Source organism: Plantibacter flavus, from assembly GCF_051487245.1.
GTDB classification, from domain to species: domain Bacteria; phylum Actinomycetota; class Actinomycetes; order Actinomycetales; family Microbacteriaceae; genus Plantibacter; species Plantibacter flavus_B.
Window position 1 is genome coordinate 321,953 of the sequence record NZ_JAHVDH010000003.1, and the last position, 17,680, is coordinate 339,632.

The 17,680-nt window shown below is 69.7% G+C and carries 15 protein-coding genes; 5 read left to right on the forward strand and 10 right to left on the reverse strand.

Annotated elements, in window-relative coordinates; all coding sequences use genetic code 11:
• Nucleotides 1-38 precede the first annotated feature (38 nt).
• Genes KXS11_RS08670 through KXS11_RS08700 form a run of 7 tightly spaced genes read right to left on the reverse strand, consistent with a single transcriptional unit; the run spans nt 39 to nt 9,943 of the window.
• On the reverse strand, nt 39-3,083 hold the full coding sequence (locus KXS11_RS08670) for a glycoside hydrolase family 2 TIM barrel-domain containing protein (protein WP_437385157.1): 3,045 nt from the start codon (nt 3,081-3,083) through the stop codon (nt 39-41).
• Nucleotides 3,080-4,528 (reverse strand): aldehyde dehydrogenase (NADP(+)), encoded by a 1,449-nt coding sequence (locus tag KXS11_RS08675; RefSeq protein ID WP_437385158.1) that lies wholly within the window; start codon nt 4,526-4,528, stop codon nt 3,080-3,082. The genes KXS11_RS08670 and KXS11_RS08675 overlap by 4 nt, the downstream gene beginning before the upstream one ends.
• Nucleotides 4,525-5,484: a 5-dehydro-4-deoxyglucarate dehydratase gene (locus KXS11_RS08680; RefSeq protein ID WP_437385159.1), complete on the reverse strand. Its 960-nt coding sequence runs from the start codon at nt 5,482-5,484 to the stop codon at nt 4,525-4,527. The genes KXS11_RS08675 and KXS11_RS08680 overlap by 4 nt, the downstream gene beginning before the upstream one ends.
• Before the next feature lie 2 nt (nt 5,485-5,486).
• Complete coding sequence (locus tag KXS11_RS08685) at nt 5,487-6,734, reverse strand: enolase C-terminal domain-like protein (protein ID WP_437385160.1); 1,248 nt, start codon at nt 6,732-6,734, stop codon at nt 5,487-5,489.
• 4 nt (nt 6,735-6,738) lie between these two features.
• Nucleotides 6,739-7,650 carry a carbohydrate ABC transporter permease gene (locus tag KXS11_RS08690; RefSeq protein WP_437385161.1) on the reverse strand — a complete coding sequence of 304 codons (912 nt, stop codon included), beginning with the start codon at nt 7,648-7,650 and terminating at the stop codon, nt 6,739-6,741.
• Nucleotides 7,647-8,609, reverse strand: coding sequence for a carbohydrate ABC transporter permease (locus KXS11_RS08695; RefSeq protein WP_437385162.1), 963 nt, complete (start codon nt 8,607-8,609; stop codon nt 7,647-7,649). Before KXS11_RS08695 ends, KXS11_RS08690 begins: the two co-directional genes overlap by 4 nt.
• Complete coding sequence (locus KXS11_RS08700; protein ID WP_437385163.1) at nt 8,606-9,943, reverse strand: sugar ABC transporter substrate-binding protein; 1,338 nt, start codon at nt 9,941-9,943, stop codon at nt 8,606-8,608. The genes KXS11_RS08695 and KXS11_RS08700 overlap by 4 nt, the downstream gene beginning before the upstream one ends.
• A gap of 117 nt (nt 9,944-10,060) precedes the next feature.
• Between KXS11_RS08700 and KXS11_RS08705 the strand changes: the two genes are divergently transcribed.
• The 5 genes from KXS11_RS08705 to KXS11_RS08725 all read left to right on the forward strand — a co-directional run bounded on the left by KXS11_RS08705 (nt 10,061) and on the right by KXS11_RS08725 (nt 14,513).
• Nucleotides 10,061-10,852: an NAD-dependent epimerase/dehydratase family protein gene (locus KXS11_RS08705; protein ID WP_437385164.1), complete on the forward strand. Its 792-nt coding sequence runs from the start codon at nt 10,061-10,063 to the stop codon at nt 10,850-10,852.
• Between the two features lie 2 nt (nt 10,853-10,854).
• Nucleotides 10,855-11,640, forward strand: a complete 786-nt coding sequence (locus KXS11_RS08710) for an IclR family transcriptional regulator (RefSeq protein WP_437385495.1) — start codon at nt 10,855-10,857, stop codon at nt 11,638-11,640.
• 100 nt (nt 11,641-11,740) lie between these two features.
• Nucleotides 11,741-12,883 (forward strand): hypothetical protein, encoded by a 1,143-nt coding sequence (locus KXS11_RS08715; RefSeq protein ID WP_437385165.1) that lies wholly within the window; start codon nt 11,741-11,743, stop codon nt 12,881-12,883.
• A 206-nt stretch (nt 12,884-13,089) separates the two neighbouring features.
• Complete coding sequence (locus tag KXS11_RS08720; protein ID WP_437385166.1) at nt 13,090-13,662, forward strand: hypothetical protein; 573 nt, start codon at nt 13,090-13,092, stop codon at nt 13,660-13,662.
• A 281-nt stretch (nt 13,663-13,943) separates the two neighbouring features.
• On the forward strand, nt 13,944-14,513 hold the full coding sequence (locus KXS11_RS08725) for a PKD domain-containing protein (protein WP_437385167.1): 570 nt from the start codon (nt 13,944-13,946) through the stop codon (nt 14,511-14,513).
• 125 nt (nt 14,514-14,638) lie between these two features.
• Here KXS11_RS08725 and KXS11_RS08730 read toward each other — a convergent pair whose 3' ends face one another.
• The 3 genes from KXS11_RS08730 to KXS11_RS08740 form a co-directional block, all read right to left on the reverse strand.
• Nucleotides 14,639-15,223, reverse strand: a complete 585-nt coding sequence (locus tag KXS11_RS08730) for a dihydrofolate reductase family protein (protein WP_437385168.1) — start codon at nt 15,221-15,223, stop codon at nt 14,639-14,641.
• 186 nt (nt 15,224-15,409) lie between these two features.
• Nucleotides 15,410-16,444: an aldo/keto reductase gene (locus KXS11_RS08735; RefSeq protein ID WP_437385169.1), complete on the reverse strand. Its 1,035-nt coding sequence runs from the start codon at nt 16,442-16,444 to the stop codon at nt 15,410-15,412.
• Between the two features lie 246 nt (nt 16,445-16,690).
• On the reverse strand, nt 16,691-17,659 hold the full coding sequence (locus KXS11_RS08740; RefSeq protein ID WP_437385170.1) for a hypothetical protein: 969 nt from the start codon (nt 17,657-17,659) through the stop codon (nt 16,691-16,693).
• Nucleotides 17,660-17,680: the final 21 nt, after the last annotated feature.

The window sequence follows — 17,680 nt, forward strand, 5'->3', positions numbered from 1 at the left end:
CTGGCGCGAGCGCTACCCTCCGGAGACCCGCGCTCGGTTCAGCGCATCGCGCTGGCCGTCGAGAACCACAGGCGGGCGCGGGCCGCACGGGGCGACAGCCGGTACGGGTGCAGCACACCGGGCCCGCACGCCGAGGTGCCGACTCCGTGCTGCGCGAGGTCCAGCGACAGGTGCGTCCGGCCGTCGGCGACCAGTGCATCGGCGTGCGTCGTCGCAGCGATCTGCGCTCGCGAGAACTCCGACACCGTCACCGCGAGTCCGTCGGGCCAGAACTCCGCGTCGTTGCGCACGAGCAGCGACCACCCGTCGGTGAGCTCGATCACGGCGTCCTGGACGGCTCGCCTCGACCCGCTCTCCTGGGGTCGCACATGGTCGGTGCGGAGCGCGCTCACGTCCGCCTCGAACCGGCCGGGAAGCACCCCGTCCGCGACGTCCGGCCAGCTCTCCCCCGGCCCGGCACCCCACCACCGCATCGATCGGGGCGCCGCGTCGACGCTGAGGTCGAGGCCGAGGCGTGCCCAGTCGATGGTCCATGGTCCGGTCGGCTCCACTGTCAGGTCGAGCAGGAGCCCGTCCGCCGCAGCCTGCCAGCGGTATTCGACGTCGACGCCGACATCGAACGTGGGCGGAGCGGATCTCGTGCGCACGAGCAGGGTGCCGTCATGTTCCTCGATACCGACCAGGCGTTCTTCCAGGCGGTCGAGGCCGCCCGTGCGCCAGCGCTCCTCCATCGACGGCAGGCTCGGCTCGTCCCATCCGGGAGCGAGGTCGTTGTCGACCGGCGCGCGCCAGAGGCCGAGCAGCGGACCGTCGACGCCCAGACCGCCGAGCGCACGGAGTCGGCCCGTCCGCCGGTCGAACCGGGCACCCGCGAAGGCGATCTCCCGGTCGACGACCACGGCTCTCGCTGACGCCGCCTGGGGCAGCGCCTTCGAGCCCTGCACACGAGCAGCCGATGCGACGACATGCCCTGCGGCGGCCCACGGCGAGGCGACCCGCAGGACCACGGAGACCGTGAACACCTGACGCCGCTCTGCGTCCGCGAAGCCCGGGAGGACGATGCGCACCGTGTCGCCCGGACGAACCGCCGACAGCGGCACCGTGCCCTCCGCCGACTCCTCGTCGCTCACGAGTGTCCAGCGCAGGTCGAGGTGGGAGAGGTCGAGGTGGTCGTGCTTGTTGGTCACCCAGACGCTGACGGCGTCGTCGGCCAGCGCGAGCCCGACCGGAGCGATGAGCGTTGCATAGGCGACGAGGCCTGGTCTCGGCTCACGGTCGGAGCTCACCAGTCCGTCGATGACGAAGTTCCCGTCGTGCGTCGTCTCGCCGAAGTCTCCGCCGTAGCGCAGCACGCGTCGACCGTCGGTCAGCGTCACGGCGAGACCGTGGTCCGCCCACTCCCAGATGAACCCGCCGGCGATGCGCCGGTGCCGTTCGAACAGTTCCTGATACTCACGGAGCCCACCGGGGCCGGCGCCCATCGCGTGTCCGTACTCGCAGAGCAGGAACGGCAGCGTGCGGCGCCGGCGCTCACGCTCGCCCTCCTCCGCCGGAGGTTCCTCGTCGATGGCGCGGCCGATCTCCTCGACCTCCTCCTGTGAGGCGTACATGCGCGAGTACACGTCGACCGATCCGCTCGACCAGTCGCCCTCGTAGTGGATGAGCCTGCTCGGGTCGATCGTGCGTGCCCGCTCGGCCATCGCGTCGAGGTTCGACCCCGTGCCCGCTTCGTTGCCGAGCGACCACATGATGATCGAGGCGTGGTTGCGGTCGCGGGCGACGGTCCGCTCGATGCGATCGAGGAAGGAGGGGAGCCAGCGCGGGTCGTCGCTGGGATTGCCTCGCCAGCCGACGTACTCGTAGCCGTGGGTCTCCAGATCGCACTCGTCGACGACGTAGAAACCCAGCTCGTCCGCGAGCTCGAAGAAGTGCGATTGCGGCGGGTAGTGCGCCGTGCGGATCGCGTTGATGTTGTGCTGTTTCATCAGCAGCAGTTCGGCGCGGGTGTCCTCGCGGAGCACGGCCCGTCCACGCTCCGGGTGGGACTCGTGACGGTTGACCCCGCGCAGGAGGATCGGTGCGCCGTTGACGCGGAGCACGCCGTCGACGACGTCGACCGTGCGGAACCCCAGGCGCAGCTCGACGGCCTCGGTGGCCGTCGCGACGGTTGCACGGTAGAGGCGCGGCGTCTCGGCCGTCCACGGTTCCACCCCCGTCAACGCCATCGTCCCGACACCCGTGTGCCCGAGTTCCTGCCGGAAGCCGAGCTCGGGGATCTCCACCACGACGGCGTCGGATCCGCCGGCTTCGCGCTCGACCGCCAGCTCGAGCGTCGCATCGCCCTGCTGGGCGCCGATGCCGCCGACCCATGACGTCGTGACGTGGACGTCGCGCAGGCCACCGGCAGGGCGGGCGAGGAGCGAGACCTCCCGGAAGATGCCGGGCAGCCACCACATGTCCTGGTTCTCGAGGTAGCTCATCGCGGAGAACTGGGCGACCCGCACGGCCAGCACGTTCCCGTCCGCTCGCAGCACCTCCGTGATGTCGAACTCGTGCGCGAGTCGGCTCCCCCGCGTCGTCCCGAGCTCGATGCCGTTCAGCCACACCGTCGCGGCGCTCTCGACGCCGTCGAACCGCAGCAGCACCCGATGCGGGAGCACCGCGGCGTCGGCATCGAAGACCAGACGGTAGTCGCCGACCGGGTTCTGCTGCGGGGCGTGCGGCGGGTCGATCGGGAACGGGAACTGCACGTTCGAGTAGGCGGGCGAACCGTAGCCCTGGAGGTTCCAGTGCGCCGGCACCTGGATCTCGCCCCAGCCGATCGGGTCCGCCGTGGCCGCGACGTCGTGCAGCCACCCATCGTCGATCACGTCGCGCGGGGTCGGCACGAGCCGGAACGCCCACGTGCCGGCGAGCGACTGCCTCGGAGCGTCGGACGACAGTGCGGCGCGCGGCGGGATCGAGCCGCGCCCAGGCCCACGGTCGTCGATCTGCGCGAGGAGGTCGGCACCGGCGGCGAGTTCGGCGGGCACCGTATCGGGCGCTGCGGACGGGGACTCGGGCTGGAGCGGGGCTTGGGTCACGGGACCAGCTTGCCATCCACCCGGCGGGGCACGGTCGTGTCGTCGCGGAGGACGGGCGGCAGGATCGCCGTCGGTGCGTCCTGGAACACGAGCGGCCGCTGGAACCGACGCACGGCGGTGACGCCCACCGAGGTGTGCTGGGTGTTCGTCGACGGCCACGGTCCACCGTGGTGCTGCGCCCAGCTCACGGCGACGCCGGTCGGCCAGCCCTGGAAGAGGACGCGTCCGGCCCTCTCCGAGAGGATGGCGACGAGGTCGTCGACGGACTCCTGCGGTTCAGCGTGGAGCGTCGCGGTGAGTGAACCGGGCAGCTGCTCGAGAGCTGCTGTGAGCTCGGCCGGGGTCGAGTAGCGCACGACGAGCGTCGTCGGTCCGAAGACCTCCTCGCTCAGCGCCTCCGCCTGCTGGAGGAAGGTGTCGACCGAGACGGCGAAGAGCGACGGCGTGCCCGGTTCGGTCGCGGGCACGATCGCCTCGACACCGTCGAGGGCCGTGAGTCGGTGCGCGCCGTCGACGTAGCCGCCGGCGATCGCATCGGTGAGCATCGTGCCACCGGTCGACGGGACGAGCGGGACGAGCGCCGTTTCGAGCGCAGAACCGACGGGCGCGAACACGATGCCGGGCTTCGTGCAGAACTGCCCGAGACCGAGCGTGAACGACCCGGCGAGCCCGGCGGCGAGACCCGCACCACGAGCGTCGTCCGCCGCCTGTGTCACGACCACCGGGTTGATGCTGCCCAGTTCTCCGAACATCGGGATCGGCCGCGGTCGGGCCGCGGCGAGGTCGGCGAGCGCCCGGCCACCGCGCACCGAACCGGTGAACGCGGCGGCGGCGATCCGCTCGTCCTGGATGAGCGAGACACCGGCGTCGAACCCGGAGACGAGCGCGAAGACACCGTCGGGTGCACCCACTGCAGCGAGCGCCTCGGTCACGAGCTCCGCTGTGCGCTGCGAGGTGCGAGCGTGCCCGGGGTGCGCCTTCACGACGACCGGGCAGCCGATCGCGAGAGCTGATGCGGTGTCACCGCCGGCGACGGAGAAGGCGAAGGGGAAGTTTGACGCGGCGTACACGGCGACGACGCCGACCGGCACGAGCATGCGGCGCAGCTCCGGCTTCGGCGGCGTCGCTGTCGGGTCGGCGTGGTCGATGACGACCTCGAGGTAGGAGCCCTCGTCGAGCGCGTCGGCGAACAGGCGGAGTTGTCCGGTCGTCCGCCCCACCTCGCCCTGGAGGCGCGCCTCCGGCAGGTGGGTCTCGACGACGGCGAGTGCGACGAGCTCATCGCGTGCGGCGTCGAGGCGGTCGGCGACGGCGCGCAGCCAGGCGGTCCGCTCCGCGCTGCTGCTCGCGGCGGCAGGACGGCGCGCGACGACGGCAGCGTCGAGCACGCGGTCGAGTTCAGACGGTGAGGTGACGACCGTCGTCGTGGTCTCGGTCAGGCTCATCGGACGAGCTCCTCGCCGCGCTCGAGGATCAGCCGCAGCTGCTCGGTCTGGGCTGGCGACGGGTCGACGAGTGGGGCCCGCACCGATCCGACGTCGAGGCCGCGCAGCCGCAGACCCGTCTTGATGAGGGAGACGGCGAAGCCTGGAGTCTGGTCGCGGAGGCGCACGAGCGGCGTGTAGAACCCGTCGAGGAGACGCGCCTGCTCGTCGTTGTCGCCCGCCTGGTACGCGGCGTAGAAGGCGTTCGCGATCCGTGGGGCCATGGCGAACACGGCCGAGGAGTACAGGGGAACGCCGACCGCGCGGTAGGCCGCCTGGCTCGCCTCGGCGGTGAGCAGGCCGTTGAAGAACTGGACGTCGTCGCGACCGGCGCGGCGCGCGGCGAGCACGAACTGCTGCATGAGTGCGACGTCGCCGATGCCGTCCTTGATGCCGACGAGGTTCGGCAGGGCGAGCAGGCGCTGCACGGTGGCCTCGCTGAAGTGCGCCGTTCCGCGGTGGTAGGCGATGATCGGCAACGAGGTGGACTTCGCGATGGCCTCGATGTAGGACGCGATGCCGTCCTGCGGTCCGCGGACGAGGTACGGCGGCAGGACGAGCAGACCGTCGACGCCCGCTTCCTCGGCGATGCGCACACCGTCTCGGGCGTGGCCGAGCGGACCGCCGACGCCGGCCAGAACCACCCCGGTACCGGCAGCGGCCTCGACGCCGGCGTGCACGGCGACGCGGTACTCGTCGAGCGAGAGCGCGTGGTACTCACCGGTGCCGCACGCGACGAAGGCCGCGCCCGCGCCCTGAGCGAACCCCTCGCTGACGTGACCGACGAGCAGGTCCCGGTCGACCCGGTCCTGTGCGTCGAAGGGCGTCACCGGGAAGAAGAGCACGCCTCGGAGGTCGCGCACTCCGTCACGGGCGGCCGTCTCGGTGGCTGGTGCGATGGACGTGGTGGTGGTCATGTTCAGAACCTCGGCAGAGTCGGTGAGTAGTCGGGCTGGATGCGGCGCATGTATCCGGTGTCGTCGCGGCGGGTGCGGCCGGACGCCAGGTACACCTGGTGCTGTCGTTCGAGGGCGTCCGGGTCGAGCTCGACTCCGAGGCCGGGGGCCCGCGGGACGGCGATCGAACCGTCGACGATCTCGAGCGCACCGGGACGGACGATGTCGTCGCCGCGGTTCCACGGGTAGTGCGTGTCGCAGGCGTACGACAGCTCCGGGCTCGCGGCGGCCACGTGCGTCATCGCCGCGAGCGAGATGCCGAGGTGCGAGTTCGAGTGCATCGACAGTCCGACGCCCCAGGCCGAGCACATCGCGGCGAGCTCACGGGTGTGGGCGAGACCGCCCCAGTAGTGGTGGTCCGACAGCACGATCTGGACGGCGTCCTTCGCGAAACCCTCCTTGAGCTGCTCGAAGGTGACGACGCACATGTTCGTCGCGAGTGGCAGCGGGGTCTCCCGGGACACGGCGGCCATGCCGTCGATGCCGAGCACCGGGTCCTCGAGGTACTCGAGCACCGGCTCCAGCTCGCGGGCGACGTGCACCGCGGTCTCGTGCGTCCAGGCCCCGTTCGGGTCGATGCGCAGGGGGAGGCCGGGGAAGGCTTCGGCGAGCGCCCGGATCGCGGCGATCTCCTGCTCCGGCGGGAACACGCCGGCCTTCAGCTTGATGGAGCGGAACCCGTAGCGGTCGATGAGGGCACGCGCCTGGCGCACGATCCCGTCGGGGTCGATCGCCTCGCCCCACTCGTCACCGGTCGCGGCCTCGCCGTCGAGTGCCGGGTGCTCCGCCCACTTGTAGAACAGGTACGCGCTGTACGGCACGGCGTCGCGCACGGCACCACCGAGCAGTTCACTGACGGGCAGACCGACGATCTTGCCCTGCGCGTCGTGCGCGGCGACGTCGAGCGGCGAGTACACGACCCGGCGTGCCCGGCGGTCGAGCGGCCCCTCGTCGCCACCGAAGACGGCGTTCACCGCGGCCTCGATGCCGTGGAGGTCGAACACGCTCTTCCCGATGACCGCGTCACGGACGGCGAGCAGGCGCTCGGTCACCTCCTCGCCACCTGAGCCCTCGCCGAGCCCGACCACACCGCCGTCGACGACCAACTGCACGATGTTGCGGAGCGCGAGCCGTTCGTGGACGCCGTCGGAGTTCAGCAGCGGCGGATCGCGGAAGGCGATCGGGGTGATGATGACATCACGGATGATCATTCGGTTATCCCTTCGTCGCGCCCGAGGTGATGCCTCGGATGAGCGACTTCTGCATGAGCAGGTAGATGATGAGGCTGGGGAGCAGGGCGAGGAGCGCACCGACGAGGAGCACACCGGAGCCCACCTGGGCGTCGGAGCGCAGGACGCTCAGCGCGACGGTGAGCGTGTAGTCGCTCGGATCGTCGGCGGCGATGAGCGGGAGCAGGTACTGGTCCCAGATCATCATGAAGCCGAAGATGGTCACGACGCCGAGGACGGGCTTGCACAGCGGCAGGATGATCGTCCACAGCATCCGGAGCTCGCCGATGCCGTCGAGGCGGGCGGCCTCCTCGATCTCGAGCGGGATCTCCTTCATGAACTCGGTCATGAGCAGGATGGAGAAGCCCCACACCGCCACCGGCAGGATCACGCCCCACGGGGTGCCGCGGAGGTTGATGAGCCCGAGCCCGCCGACGTCACCGATGACCTGCGACAGCGGGATCGCGATGACCTCCTCCGGCAGCATCATCGTGAGCAGGAACAGCAGGAGCACGAACGACTGCCCGCGGAAACGGTGCCGCGCGAGCGCATAGGAGGTGAGGATCGCGATGGCGATCTGGAGCACGAGGCCGCCGCCGACGATGATGACGGAGTTGAGGTAGTAGCCCCAGATCCCGCGGTCGCCGGCGAGCTTCCACGGTTCGAGCGACGGGTTCGTCGGGAAGAAGTTCAGGGTCGTGGAGTTGCCCGACGCGTCGAACGCCCCGGAGGCGATGAGCACGAACGGCGCCGCGAAGATGAAGAACACGGCCGCGCACAGCACGAAGCGCAGGACGTTGCTCGCACGCCATCCCGGCTTCCAACCGAGGGCGCTGTCGAACTGCCCCTCCGTGCTGACACGCTTGACGGTCTTGCGCGGTTCGTTGAGCACGCTCATCGCGTCCGCTCCTTCCGGTTCGACAGCATGCGGACCGCGACGGTGAGCACGAGTGTCGTGATGAGCAGGAGCACGGAGGCGGCGGACGCCACACCGAGGTCGTTGCTCTTGAAGCCGAGGGAGTAGACACGGGTCATCCAGACCTCGGTGGAACCGGCCGGACCACCACCCGTGAGGACGTAGACCTCGGTGAAGATGCGCAGGCTGCGGATGGCGGCGAGCGTCAGGACGACGCTGAGGGCCGGTCGCAGTGCGGGCAGCACGATGTAGCGCAGGCGCTGCCGGGTGGTGACGCCGTCGACGGCCGCCGACTCGTAGAGCGAGCGGTCGATGCCGGCGAGACCGGCGAGGATGATCACCATGTTGTAGGGCGCGGAGATCCACATGCCGACGACCATGACGTAACCGAGGGCCGTGTTCGGGTCGCTCAGGAACCCCTGAGCGTCGATCCCGACCATGCCGAGGATGCTGTTCACGAAACCGGACTCGGTGGGGAACAGCAGGATGCGCCAGATCTCGCCGACGACCGCGACCGCGGTGACGACGGGGAGGAACACGGCCGTGCGCACGAACCAGAGTCGGCGCGTGGTGCCCTCGAGCAGGAGGGCGAGCGCGGTGCCGAGGATCAGGGCGCCGATCGTCTGTCCGCCGCCGATGAGGACGGTGTGCGCGAGGGCGTCCATGAACCGCTGATCGGCGAGCACCTTCGCGTAGTTGTCGAAACCGATGAAGACGTCGCCGAGGAACGGCTGCACCTTCACGAAGCTCATCCTGATGCCCTCGACCATCGGGCCGAACTTGAAGATCACTCCGAGGAGGAGACCCGGCACGAGGAACAGCCAGGGGATGAGCGTGCGACGCGTGAAGCGGCGCCGACGCTGCGGGGGACGGCCGACCGACCCGGTGGGACGCGCGGGGCGCTCCACCGGGACGACCGGACCGGTGCTGAGGGTCGTCACCGAGACAGACCCTGGTTGTCGAGCTCCGCGACGAAGCCGGCGTCGATGGCCTCGAGGCCCGCGGGGATGTCGCTGCTGCAGTCGGCCAGGAGGGCGTTCAGTTCGTCACCGGCGATCTGACGGAACGGCAGGAAGTCGATCGCGTAGGGGAAGTACTGCGAGTCGCTGTACGCGTCGGCGACGACGTCCCAACGCGGGTCGTCCTTCACCGCTGCGACGTCGACGTTCTGGTTGACGGGCAGGCGCACGACCGGCTGGGTGACGACACCGGAGTCGGTCTTCTCGACCTTCATCGCGAGCTCCTGCGCCTCTGGCGTGATCAGGAACTCGGCGAGCTGCTTCTGCAGGTCCGCCTTCTTCGAACTCGCACCGAAGTAGATGTTCTCGCCCTCGGCGAGGCTTGTCACGCCGCCGTCGGGACCCGCGGGCATCGCGATGACCTCGACGTTCTCGGCGCCGACCGCGGTGTCGAAGGAGCTGATGTTGTACGGACCCGTCTGGTAGATGCCGGCGATGCCCTGCGCGAAGAACGGGGTGTCCGCGGTGGTCAGGTTGATCGAGCCGGGCACGACCACACCGGGCGTGCAGAACTGTGCGCGCATCCACTCGACAGCGGTCTCCGTCTCGGGCGAGTTCACGACCGAGGTGTACGTCCCGTCGCCGTTGTTCTCCAGCAGGCCCCCTCCGGCCTGGAAGATGTAGGAGGCGCCCCAACGGATGGAGTAACCGTTCTGCGCGCTGCCGGGGACGACCATGCCGTAGGTGTCTGCGACGCCGTTGCCGTCCGGGTCCTGCGTCGCGAAGGCCTCGCCGAGCGCGGTGAGCTCGTCCCACGTGGTGGGTACCGCGAGGCCGAGCTTCTCGCGCCAGTCCTTGCGGATGATGGTCACGTTGGCCTGGCGCGACCACGGCACGCCATAGGTCTCGCCGTCGGTCCCGACGTTCTCCTCCCAGGTGGCGTCGCTGATCTGGTCGTTCCCGGCGATCGACGTGCGGTCGATGGGGAGGAGGAAGCCCTGGGAGACGTAGTTGCCGAGGGAGCCGGCGTCGTTGATGAGGACGTCGGGGAGGTCCTTCTGTCCGGCGCGGGCCTGCAGCTGCGTGTCGAATTCGGTGACCGGCTTGTAGTCGATCTTGATGCCGGTCTTCTCGGTGAAGGCGTCGAACACCAGCTGGTAGCTGGCAGCCGATTCGGCGGCACTGCGGGTCCAGACCTCGAGGCTCTGGTCATCACTGCTGGAGCTGCCCGAGGTCGAGCAGGCGGCGAGGGTGCCGACCATGCCGACGGTGATCGCAAGAGCGACACCGGACCGGACGGTTCGAGTCTTCATCATTGAATCTCCATTTATATATGTGAATGCATCACACCTACGTGAATGCTTCCGCTATAGTAGGCAACGTTCGACGAAGATGTCAAAGGTCTGCGAGACCGGATCCGAAAGGCGAAGCTCGTGCACGTCCCCACCCGCATACTCATCACCGGAGCCGCCGGGCTCGCCGGAACCGGTGTCCGCCCCCTTCTCCTGGAGCGCGGCCACGAGCTGGTCCTGCTCGACCTGGCACCGATCGACGCACGCCCGGGCGAGCGCGTGGTCACCGGCTCCTTCACCGATCCCGACGTGCTCGCGGACGCCCTCGACGGCGTCCACCTCGTCGTCCACTTCGGTGGCTACAGTCGCGAGCAGACGTGGGAGGACATCGCACGGGTGAACATCGACGGCACCCGCCTCGTCCTCGACGCCGCCCATCGCGCCGGTGTCCGTCACGTGCTCCTCGCGAGTTCCACGCACGCGGTCGGCTACCACCCGGTGCCCACCACCCCGGTCCGCGCACTCGAACCGCGACCGGACAGTCTGTACGGCGTCGGCAAGGTCGCGATGGAGGCCCTCGGTGCCGTCTACGCCGACCGCCATGCCATGCGTGTCGTCAGTGCGCGGATCGGCACGGCAGAAGTCCGACCGAACAACGTGCGCTCACTGTCCACCTGGCTGTCGTTCCCCGACCTCGTCCGCCTCATCGAGGCCACCGCAGCACTCGACGCCCCCGGCTCGCACACGGTGTGGGCCATCTCCGCCAACACGCGGGCATGGTTCGACCTCTCGGACGGTCAGGGCATCGGTTACTACCCTGTGGATGATGCGGAGTTCGTCGCCGGTGAGGTCGGCGAGCCCGACGAGGTCGGCAACGGACTCATCGGCGGAGCATTCGCCGATCCGGAACACGAATTGGGGGTGCCCTGGTGAGCATGTCATCGGAGGAACGCACGGTGGGCAAGCCGGTGAAGTCGGCCGAGCGGACGCTGCAGCTGCTCGAGACGATGTCGGCGGCCGGTGGCCCGATGCCCGTCACCGAACTGCACCGATTGACCGGATTCCCCCGTTCGAGTCTGCACCAGCTGCTGCACACGATGGGTGCGTCGGGCTGGGTGGAGTTCAGCAGCGACGGCAGCATGGTCGCCGTCGGGACCCAGGCACTCGTCGTCGGCACCTCCTACCTGGACCGCGACGCCGCACTGCCGCTCGCCGCCGCGACCCTGGAACGGGTGCGGAGCGAGAGCGGATACACGACCCACTACGCGCGCCGCGAGCGCGGCGACGTGCTGTACCTGTCGACGCGGGAGACCTCGGAATCGCATCGCACGGCGTCGCGGGTCGGCCGCATGCTGCCGGCGAACGCGACGGCGCTCGGCAAGGCGCTGCTCGCCGAACTCAGCGAGGTCGAACGCGAGGAGGAGATCGGCACCGGCACCCTCCCCGCGCTCACCGCGCACACCCTGACCGACCCGACCGCGCTCGGTCGCGACCTCGAAGCCGCGCGAGCAGCAGGGTTCGCGGTGGAACGCGAGGAGAACACCCTCGGCGTGAGCTGTGTGGCCGCCGTCGTGCCGTACCGGATCCCCGCGACCGACGCGATCAGCTGCTCGATCCCCATCGACCGTGCCGACGGCGCCGAGATCGCGCGCGTCGCCGAAATCATCAGGCGGAACGCGGCAGAGCTCGCCGCGCAGCTGCGCACCGCGGGCGTCCGATGACCGCGGTGCTGCACGCGGTCGGGACCCGTCCGCGGGTGGTGGCGGCGGGAGCGGCTGCGGCTGCAACAGCCGTCACGGCTACGGCGATCGGTCGACTCGCATGACCGCGGCGACCTGGTGCGCGTACCCGTGGGACCTCCTCGGCGACCCCGGGGTCGTCGGGAGGGTGCGGGCGAGCGGCGCGACGGGTGTCGCGATCGCCGCCGCGTATCACTCGGTGCGCGCGGCGACACCGCTGCACCCGGAGCATCGGATCGTCGATGCAGCCCACGCGGCCCTCTACGTCCCGGTGCGCGACGAGGCATGGGCCGCGGCGCGGCTGCGACCGACGAGCGGCGCGGCATGGGCGGGCGAGGACGCGTTCGGGCGGGCGGCCGAGGTCGCGCGAGCCGGCGGGCTCCGGGTCGAGGCGTGGATCGTGCTGACCCATTCGAGCATCGTCGGCGCTTCGGCACCTGATGTGTGCGTGACGAACGCGTTCGGCGAGGTCTACCCGTACGCGCTCTGCCCGAGTTCGGTGGAGGTGCGCGAGTATGCGACCCGGCTCGTGCAGGAGGTCGTCGCGGCCGCACCGCTCGACGGGGTGATGCTCGAGGCGTGCGGCCCACTCGGCGTCGGCCACCTCGGGCACCATGAGAAGACGCAGGGTGCCGATTGGAGTGCGCTCGACGAGGCGCTGCTGTCGGTGTGCTTCTGCGCAGCGTGCGTCATCGCCCTCGGTTCGTTCGGGGCCGACGTCGAGCGGTCGCGGACCGAGATCCGTGCGGCGGTCGGTGCGACTGCCGCGGATGCGTCCTCCCCCGACGACGTCCTGACCGATGCGGCGGCCGTCCTGATGGTTCGCTCAGCAGCGCGTCGTGCGTTGCTCGAGGCGACGGTAGCTGCTGTGCGGGCGGCGGGCATCGCGCGGGTGACGGTGCACGCTTCGCCCGACCCGTGGGCGACGGGTCCGTTCGCGGCACTGTTCCCGGAGGCATCGCTCGTCGACGAGCTGGTGCTGCCCGGGCATGAGCTGCTGGGCGCGGATGACGATCGTCGAGCAGAGCTGCGTGCCATGGCTGGGGGTGCATCGCTCGCGGTGTACCTGCCGGCGCTTCCGCCTGAGACGCCGGAGACGATCGCCGAGCGCTGGCCGTCGACGATCGCGTTCGTCGACCACGCCTACCTCTACCACCTCGGCCTGCTCTCCTCCCCCCGCCTCGAAGCAGTCACCCGTTCTCTGGAGGCCAGCGCGATGCGCTGAACCGAGCGCGGGCCACTGGCGCGAGCGCGGGTCTCCGGAGGCCCGCGCACGCGCCAGTGACCCGCGGCCGAGCCAGCGCATCGCGCTGGCGCCGGAGACGTTGGGCAACACGTGAAGCTTAAAGTGCTGGCCAGGATCGCTTTCGGGGTACATCTGCTCTGTGGATAACTCGATTCCACGCGCGCACGACACCTAGCGTCGAGGGCATGCCAATTCATCTCCGTCGATGGTCGCGTGCGACCGCCCCTCTCGCGCTCTCACTCTTCGCCCTCACCGCCTGCACCGGCGGCGAAATCACCCCACCCACGCCGACCTCGACGACCGAACCCGTGTTCGCGAACGAGGAGGAGGCGCTTGCGGCGACAGTAGCCACATATCAGGCCTACCTCGACGTCGCGAACCAGATTCTTCACGACGGCGGTTCGAATCCCGAGAGGATCGACGCGGTCGTGTCCGCCGAGGTGGCGGACATTGAAAGAGAGTCATTTGCGCGCATGCTCGACCGTGGCTTTCACACGGTCGGAGACATCGTGCTCTCCGAGCCCAAGCTTCGCGAGTACTACAAGCACCCCGATGCGCTCGGCGTCGTAGCGCAGATGTTCGCATGCGAAGTCATCTCTGGCGTCGACGTCCAGACTGCAGACGGCATTTCACAGGTGCCCGAAGGCCGACCGGAAGCCGTAGGTTTCAACGTCTCGATCGGCCTCACGTCGAGCGCGCCTCAAGCGTTCACCATCACCGCGAAAGAAGCCGAAGAAGGAGACTCCTCATGCAGATAAGCACCGCGCTGAAACGCGCCGCATTGATACTCGCCATCGCGACAGGTGTTGCCATCGCCGCCCCAACTCCTGCTCTGGCAAGCACATGCGGTTCAGCCGACACCGTGTGGGGATGTGTCAGTCCGGGCGGGGTCGATATCGGTGGAAGCATCGCGCAGCCTGGCTCGAACGGATCGGGCAGCGGATCCCCCGGCGAGCCAGGGTGGACTCCTCACCCGGATTGGGAGCAGGGCGGAGACGGAACGCCAGGTTCCAACATCGGCCCAGGAGGCGAAACCGCCGTGTGCAGCATCATCTACCCCAAGGAATGCACGATCTTCGTCCCACCCCCGGCCGAGGCCGCCGAGGCCCTGCCAGCCGCTCCGCCCGTCACCATCAGCGACATCGCGAGCTTCGTCCCTGATGCCCCGACCGTCACGACGGAGCCGGGCGGGTGGGGAATCGTGAAGCTGCACACGAACGTCATCGCGAATGCCGCACAGCATGTCCGCTCGGGCACCCTCCTGGGTGGCTCTGCAGAGGTCAACTTCATCCCGCTCGGCTACACGATCGACTATGGCGACGGCGAATCGACAACCACGGCCACGGGCGGCGACAGCTGGGCCGCGCTCGGTCTGGCGGAGTTCTCGAAAACCCCCACGAGCCACCGCTACACCACGCCGGGCACGAACACGATCACCGCCGAGGTCACCTACGCCGCCGAGTACCGTGTCGGAGGCGGCGCGTGGCTTCCCGTCATCGGCACGCTCACCGTTCCGACCGACACCGCGCACACCATCACGATCCTGCGCAACTCGACGGTCGGTGTCGACAAGCCGTGCCGCCCGGGAAGCGTCGCCGTCGGCTGCTAGCAGCGCGTCGCGAGCGCACCCCACTGGCGCGAGCGCGCCGCTCCGGAGAGGTGCGCTCGCGCCACAACCCCGCGCCCACACCAGCGCACCGCGCCGACATACTCACCCACCGCACGGCACCGCGCTCAGCGCTTCACGGCGTACTGCGCGATGATCACCCCGGTCGTCGTCGTAACACTGCGTTCGAGTTGCAGGTCACTCCGGGAACCGTCGGCGAACAGCTTCGCGCCGGAGCCCAGCACGATCGGGTGGATCTGCAACACGTAGCCGTCCATGAGGCCGGCGGCATGCAGGGAGCGCACCAGCTCGCCACTCCCGATGATCGACAGCGCACCGTCGAACTGGTCCCGCAGCGCCCGCACCGTCTCGGCAGCCTCCCCGACGAGCAGTGTCGAGTTCGGATACGCGAGCGTGGTTTCCGACGACCGAGTCACCACGTACTTGGTCGCGTTCAGCAGGTGGTCGGTGAACGGGTTCGCTTCGGTCACACCTGCCCAGTGCCCGACGACGTCCTCGTAGGTTCGGTGCCCGAAGAGCATTGCGCCGGTCATGCTCATGCCCTCGCTCATGAACCGCATTGCGACATCATCCTGGTAGCCGTCGGCCCAGCCTCCCTCGGTGAACCCGCCGCGGGTGTCCTCGTCGGGCCGCCCGATGCCCTGCATGACGCCGTCGAGCGTGATGCTCTCCGTCGCAGTGATCCGAGCCATGGCAGACCTCCTCGCGCACCACGCAGTGCGGCGTCTCTGCTCCAGTCTCCCGCCGCACGGCGGAGGAGTCCAGGGTCCGATCAGTCGCTCACGGTCCGGGCGAGGGGCGTCAACCGTCTTCGAGAAGCAACTCGACACCGATGCGGCGGCGACCGGCTGAGTTCGGCTTCCTCCTGGCCCGTCGGATCAGATGAGACCTTCGCGACCGCCGGAGACCCAGTTCGGGTCAGAGGCGCGCGGACCGCTCACCCGTGCGGCGTAGCCGTCGATCTCGGCGCGCGTCTCGTCGCTCAGCTCCAGCTGCAGGGCCTCGAAGTTCGCGTGCAGGTGCGCGACGCTCCTCGTGCCGGGGATGGAGACGACGCGTGCGCCGAGCTGCTCGGCGCGGTCGTGGACCCAGGCAATGGCGAGCGCCTCGGAGGTCGTCCCGAGGCGGTGCGCCAGGCTGCGGAAGTGCGCCGCGAGCTCGAGGTTCGCGCCGAGGTGCTCCGGCTGGAACCTCGGGAAGTTCGCTCGGGTGCCACCGAGGTGGACGTCTTCGGGGCCGAAGGAGTCGGTGAACAGCCCTCGTGACAGCGGCGAGAAGGCCACGACGGTGACGCCGAGCTCCGCGGCGGTCGGAACGACGTAGGTCTCGATGTCGCGGCTCACGATGCTCCACTCCGACTGGATCGCGGCGATGGGGTGCACGGCGTGTGCGCGACGGAGTTCGTCTCCGGTGGCCTCGGACAGACCGATGCGACGGATCTTGCCAGCCGTGACGAGTTCGGCGAGCGCCCCGACGGTCTCCTCGATGGGGATGTTCGGGTCGACGCGGTGCTGGTAGTAGAGGTCGAGGTGGTCGGTGCCGAGGCGGCCCAGCGACAGGTCGATCTGCTCGTGGATGTACGCGCGGTCGCCGCGGATGCCCCGCTTGCCGATGCCGCCACCGTTGACGATGCCGACTTTCGACGCGAGCACCACGTCATCGCGTCGGCCGGCGAGGTAGCGCCCGAGGAGCTGTTCGCTGCGACCGTCGCCGTAGACGTTCGCCGTGTCGATGAGGTTCGCTCCGGCCTCGATGCTGGCATCGAGCACGGCGGTGACGTCGGCATCGGCGATCGCGCCGTACGTGCCGGCGATCGACATCGCCCCGTAGCCGATGGCTCCCACGGTCGCGGGCTCGTCGGCGGGACCGATGGTCGTGGTGGGGAGGGCAGTCGGGGTGCGCACGTCGCTCATGCCTTCACCGTATTCGCTCCTGGCCACAGCGGGCACCTCAGGCGTCATGCATCGCAACGATGCGGCGCTGACGGCGGAAGCGGGATGAGTGCTGCCAGCGCGATGCGCTGGACCGAGCGCGGGTCACTGGCGCGAGCGCGGGTCTCCGGAGGGGCGCGCTCGCGTCAGTCCGGCGCGGCCGAGCCGGTTACCCGTCGCTCGGTCCAGCGCACCGCGCTGACCGACGAATCGCCAGGCGGCGTGCGCCTAGACGCGCGCCGCGAGCGCCTGCAGCAGGCCGGCCGGCCGCTCGGGTTCGTCGATCGTGATCGCGAACTGCTTGTCGGCGGTCGTCGTCACCACAAGTCCCGCGCCGGCGCGCAGCACCACGGCCGACCGGCCGGGCATAACGCGGTATCCCCACCCACCCCAGTCCATCGGACGGATGTCGGTCGCCTCGACCACGTCGACCCGATCGAGCGGGATCCGCTTGAGGGGGATGCCGAAGAGGGAGACGACGCGGAGCCCTCGCCAGTCGACACTCACCCGGAGTCGGATGAACGAGGCGCACACGAGCGCCGCGGCCACCATCACGACGAGTCCGAACACGGCGACCTCGACCTCGCCCTGCAGCACGATGGGGATGTAGATCGCGGCCGTCAGCGCGACGACCACGGCCGTCATCCAGGCGAACATCGTCGCCGTGATCGTGCGACTCCACGCGCCGACCTCCGTCTCGCCGAGTTCCATCGACACGGGCACCGCACCCGGCAGGTGCAGAGGTTGCGCTGGCAGGATCGCCGCGGGGATGACACCCCAGAGCGAGCTCACCGCGAGCGGAACGATCCAGAGGCCGAGGACCGCTCCGTCGACTGAGCCGGCCTGCACCGTGAGCCAGGTGGGGATGATCCAGACCGCTGCGGCCATTCCCGCGACGAGCCCGATGAGGAGCACGATCATGCGCTTCGTGCGCATCTGCGGCCTCGGGACGGCGAGCAACACGATCGTGGCGACCGCCGAGACGAGCGCGACGACGAGCGTGGTGATGAGGACGGGCATCGTCGGCAGGCTGTCGTCGGGCGCGCCGGCGCCGGACCAGTGCGACGCGACCTCTGCCGGCAGCACCGGAGCCCAGGCGAGATAGCTCAGCCCGATCGCGAGCGCCGGGACCAGCATCGTGAGCGCGGCGATCACAGCCCGCAGGCGGGTGGGTTTCGGCGTGGCGGTGTCGGACATGTGCTCCCCCTGAGCGTGTTG

Coding starts and splice junctions, on each gene's coding strand:
- KXS11_RS08740 (WP_437385170.1), bottom strand. CDS start 17,659: ATGTCCGACACCGCCACGCCGAAACCCACCCGCCTGCGGGCTGTGATC.
- KXS11_RS08675 (WP_437385158.1), bottom strand. CDS start 4,528: ATGAGCCTGACCGAGACCACGACGACGGTCGTCACCTCACCGTCTGAA.
- KXS11_RS08720 (WP_437385166.1), top strand. CDS start 13,090: ATGCCAATTCATCTCCGTCGATGGTCGCGTGCGACCGCCCCTCTCGCG.
- KXS11_RS08680 (WP_437385159.1), bottom strand. CDS start 5,484: ATGACCACCACCACGTCCATCGCACCAGCCACCGAGACGGCCGCCCGT.
- KXS11_RS08715 (WP_437385165.1), top strand. CDS start 11,741: ATGACCGCGGCGACCTGGTGCGCGTACCCGTGGGACCTCCTCGGCGAC.
- KXS11_RS08710 (WP_437385495.1), top strand. CDS start 10,855: ATGTCATCGGAGGAACGCACGGTGGGCAAGCCGGTGAAGTCGGCCGAG.
- KXS11_RS08690 (WP_437385161.1), bottom strand. CDS start 7,650: ATGAGCGTGCTCAACGAACCGCGCAAGACCGTCAAGCGTGTCAGCACG.
- KXS11_RS08700 (WP_437385163.1), bottom strand. CDS start 9,943: ATGATGAAGACTCGAACCGTCCGGTCCGGTGTCGCTCTTGCGATCACC.
- KXS11_RS08735 (WP_437385169.1), bottom strand. CDS start 16,444: ATGAGCGACGTGCGCACCCCGACTGCCCTCCCCACCACGACCATCGGT.
- KXS11_RS08730 (WP_437385168.1), bottom strand. CDS start 15,223: ATGGCTCGGATCACTGCGACGGAGAGCATCACGCTCGACGGCGTCATG.
- KXS11_RS08685 (WP_437385160.1), bottom strand. CDS start 6,734: ATGATCATCCGTGATGTCATCATCACCCCGATCGCCTTCCGCGATCCG.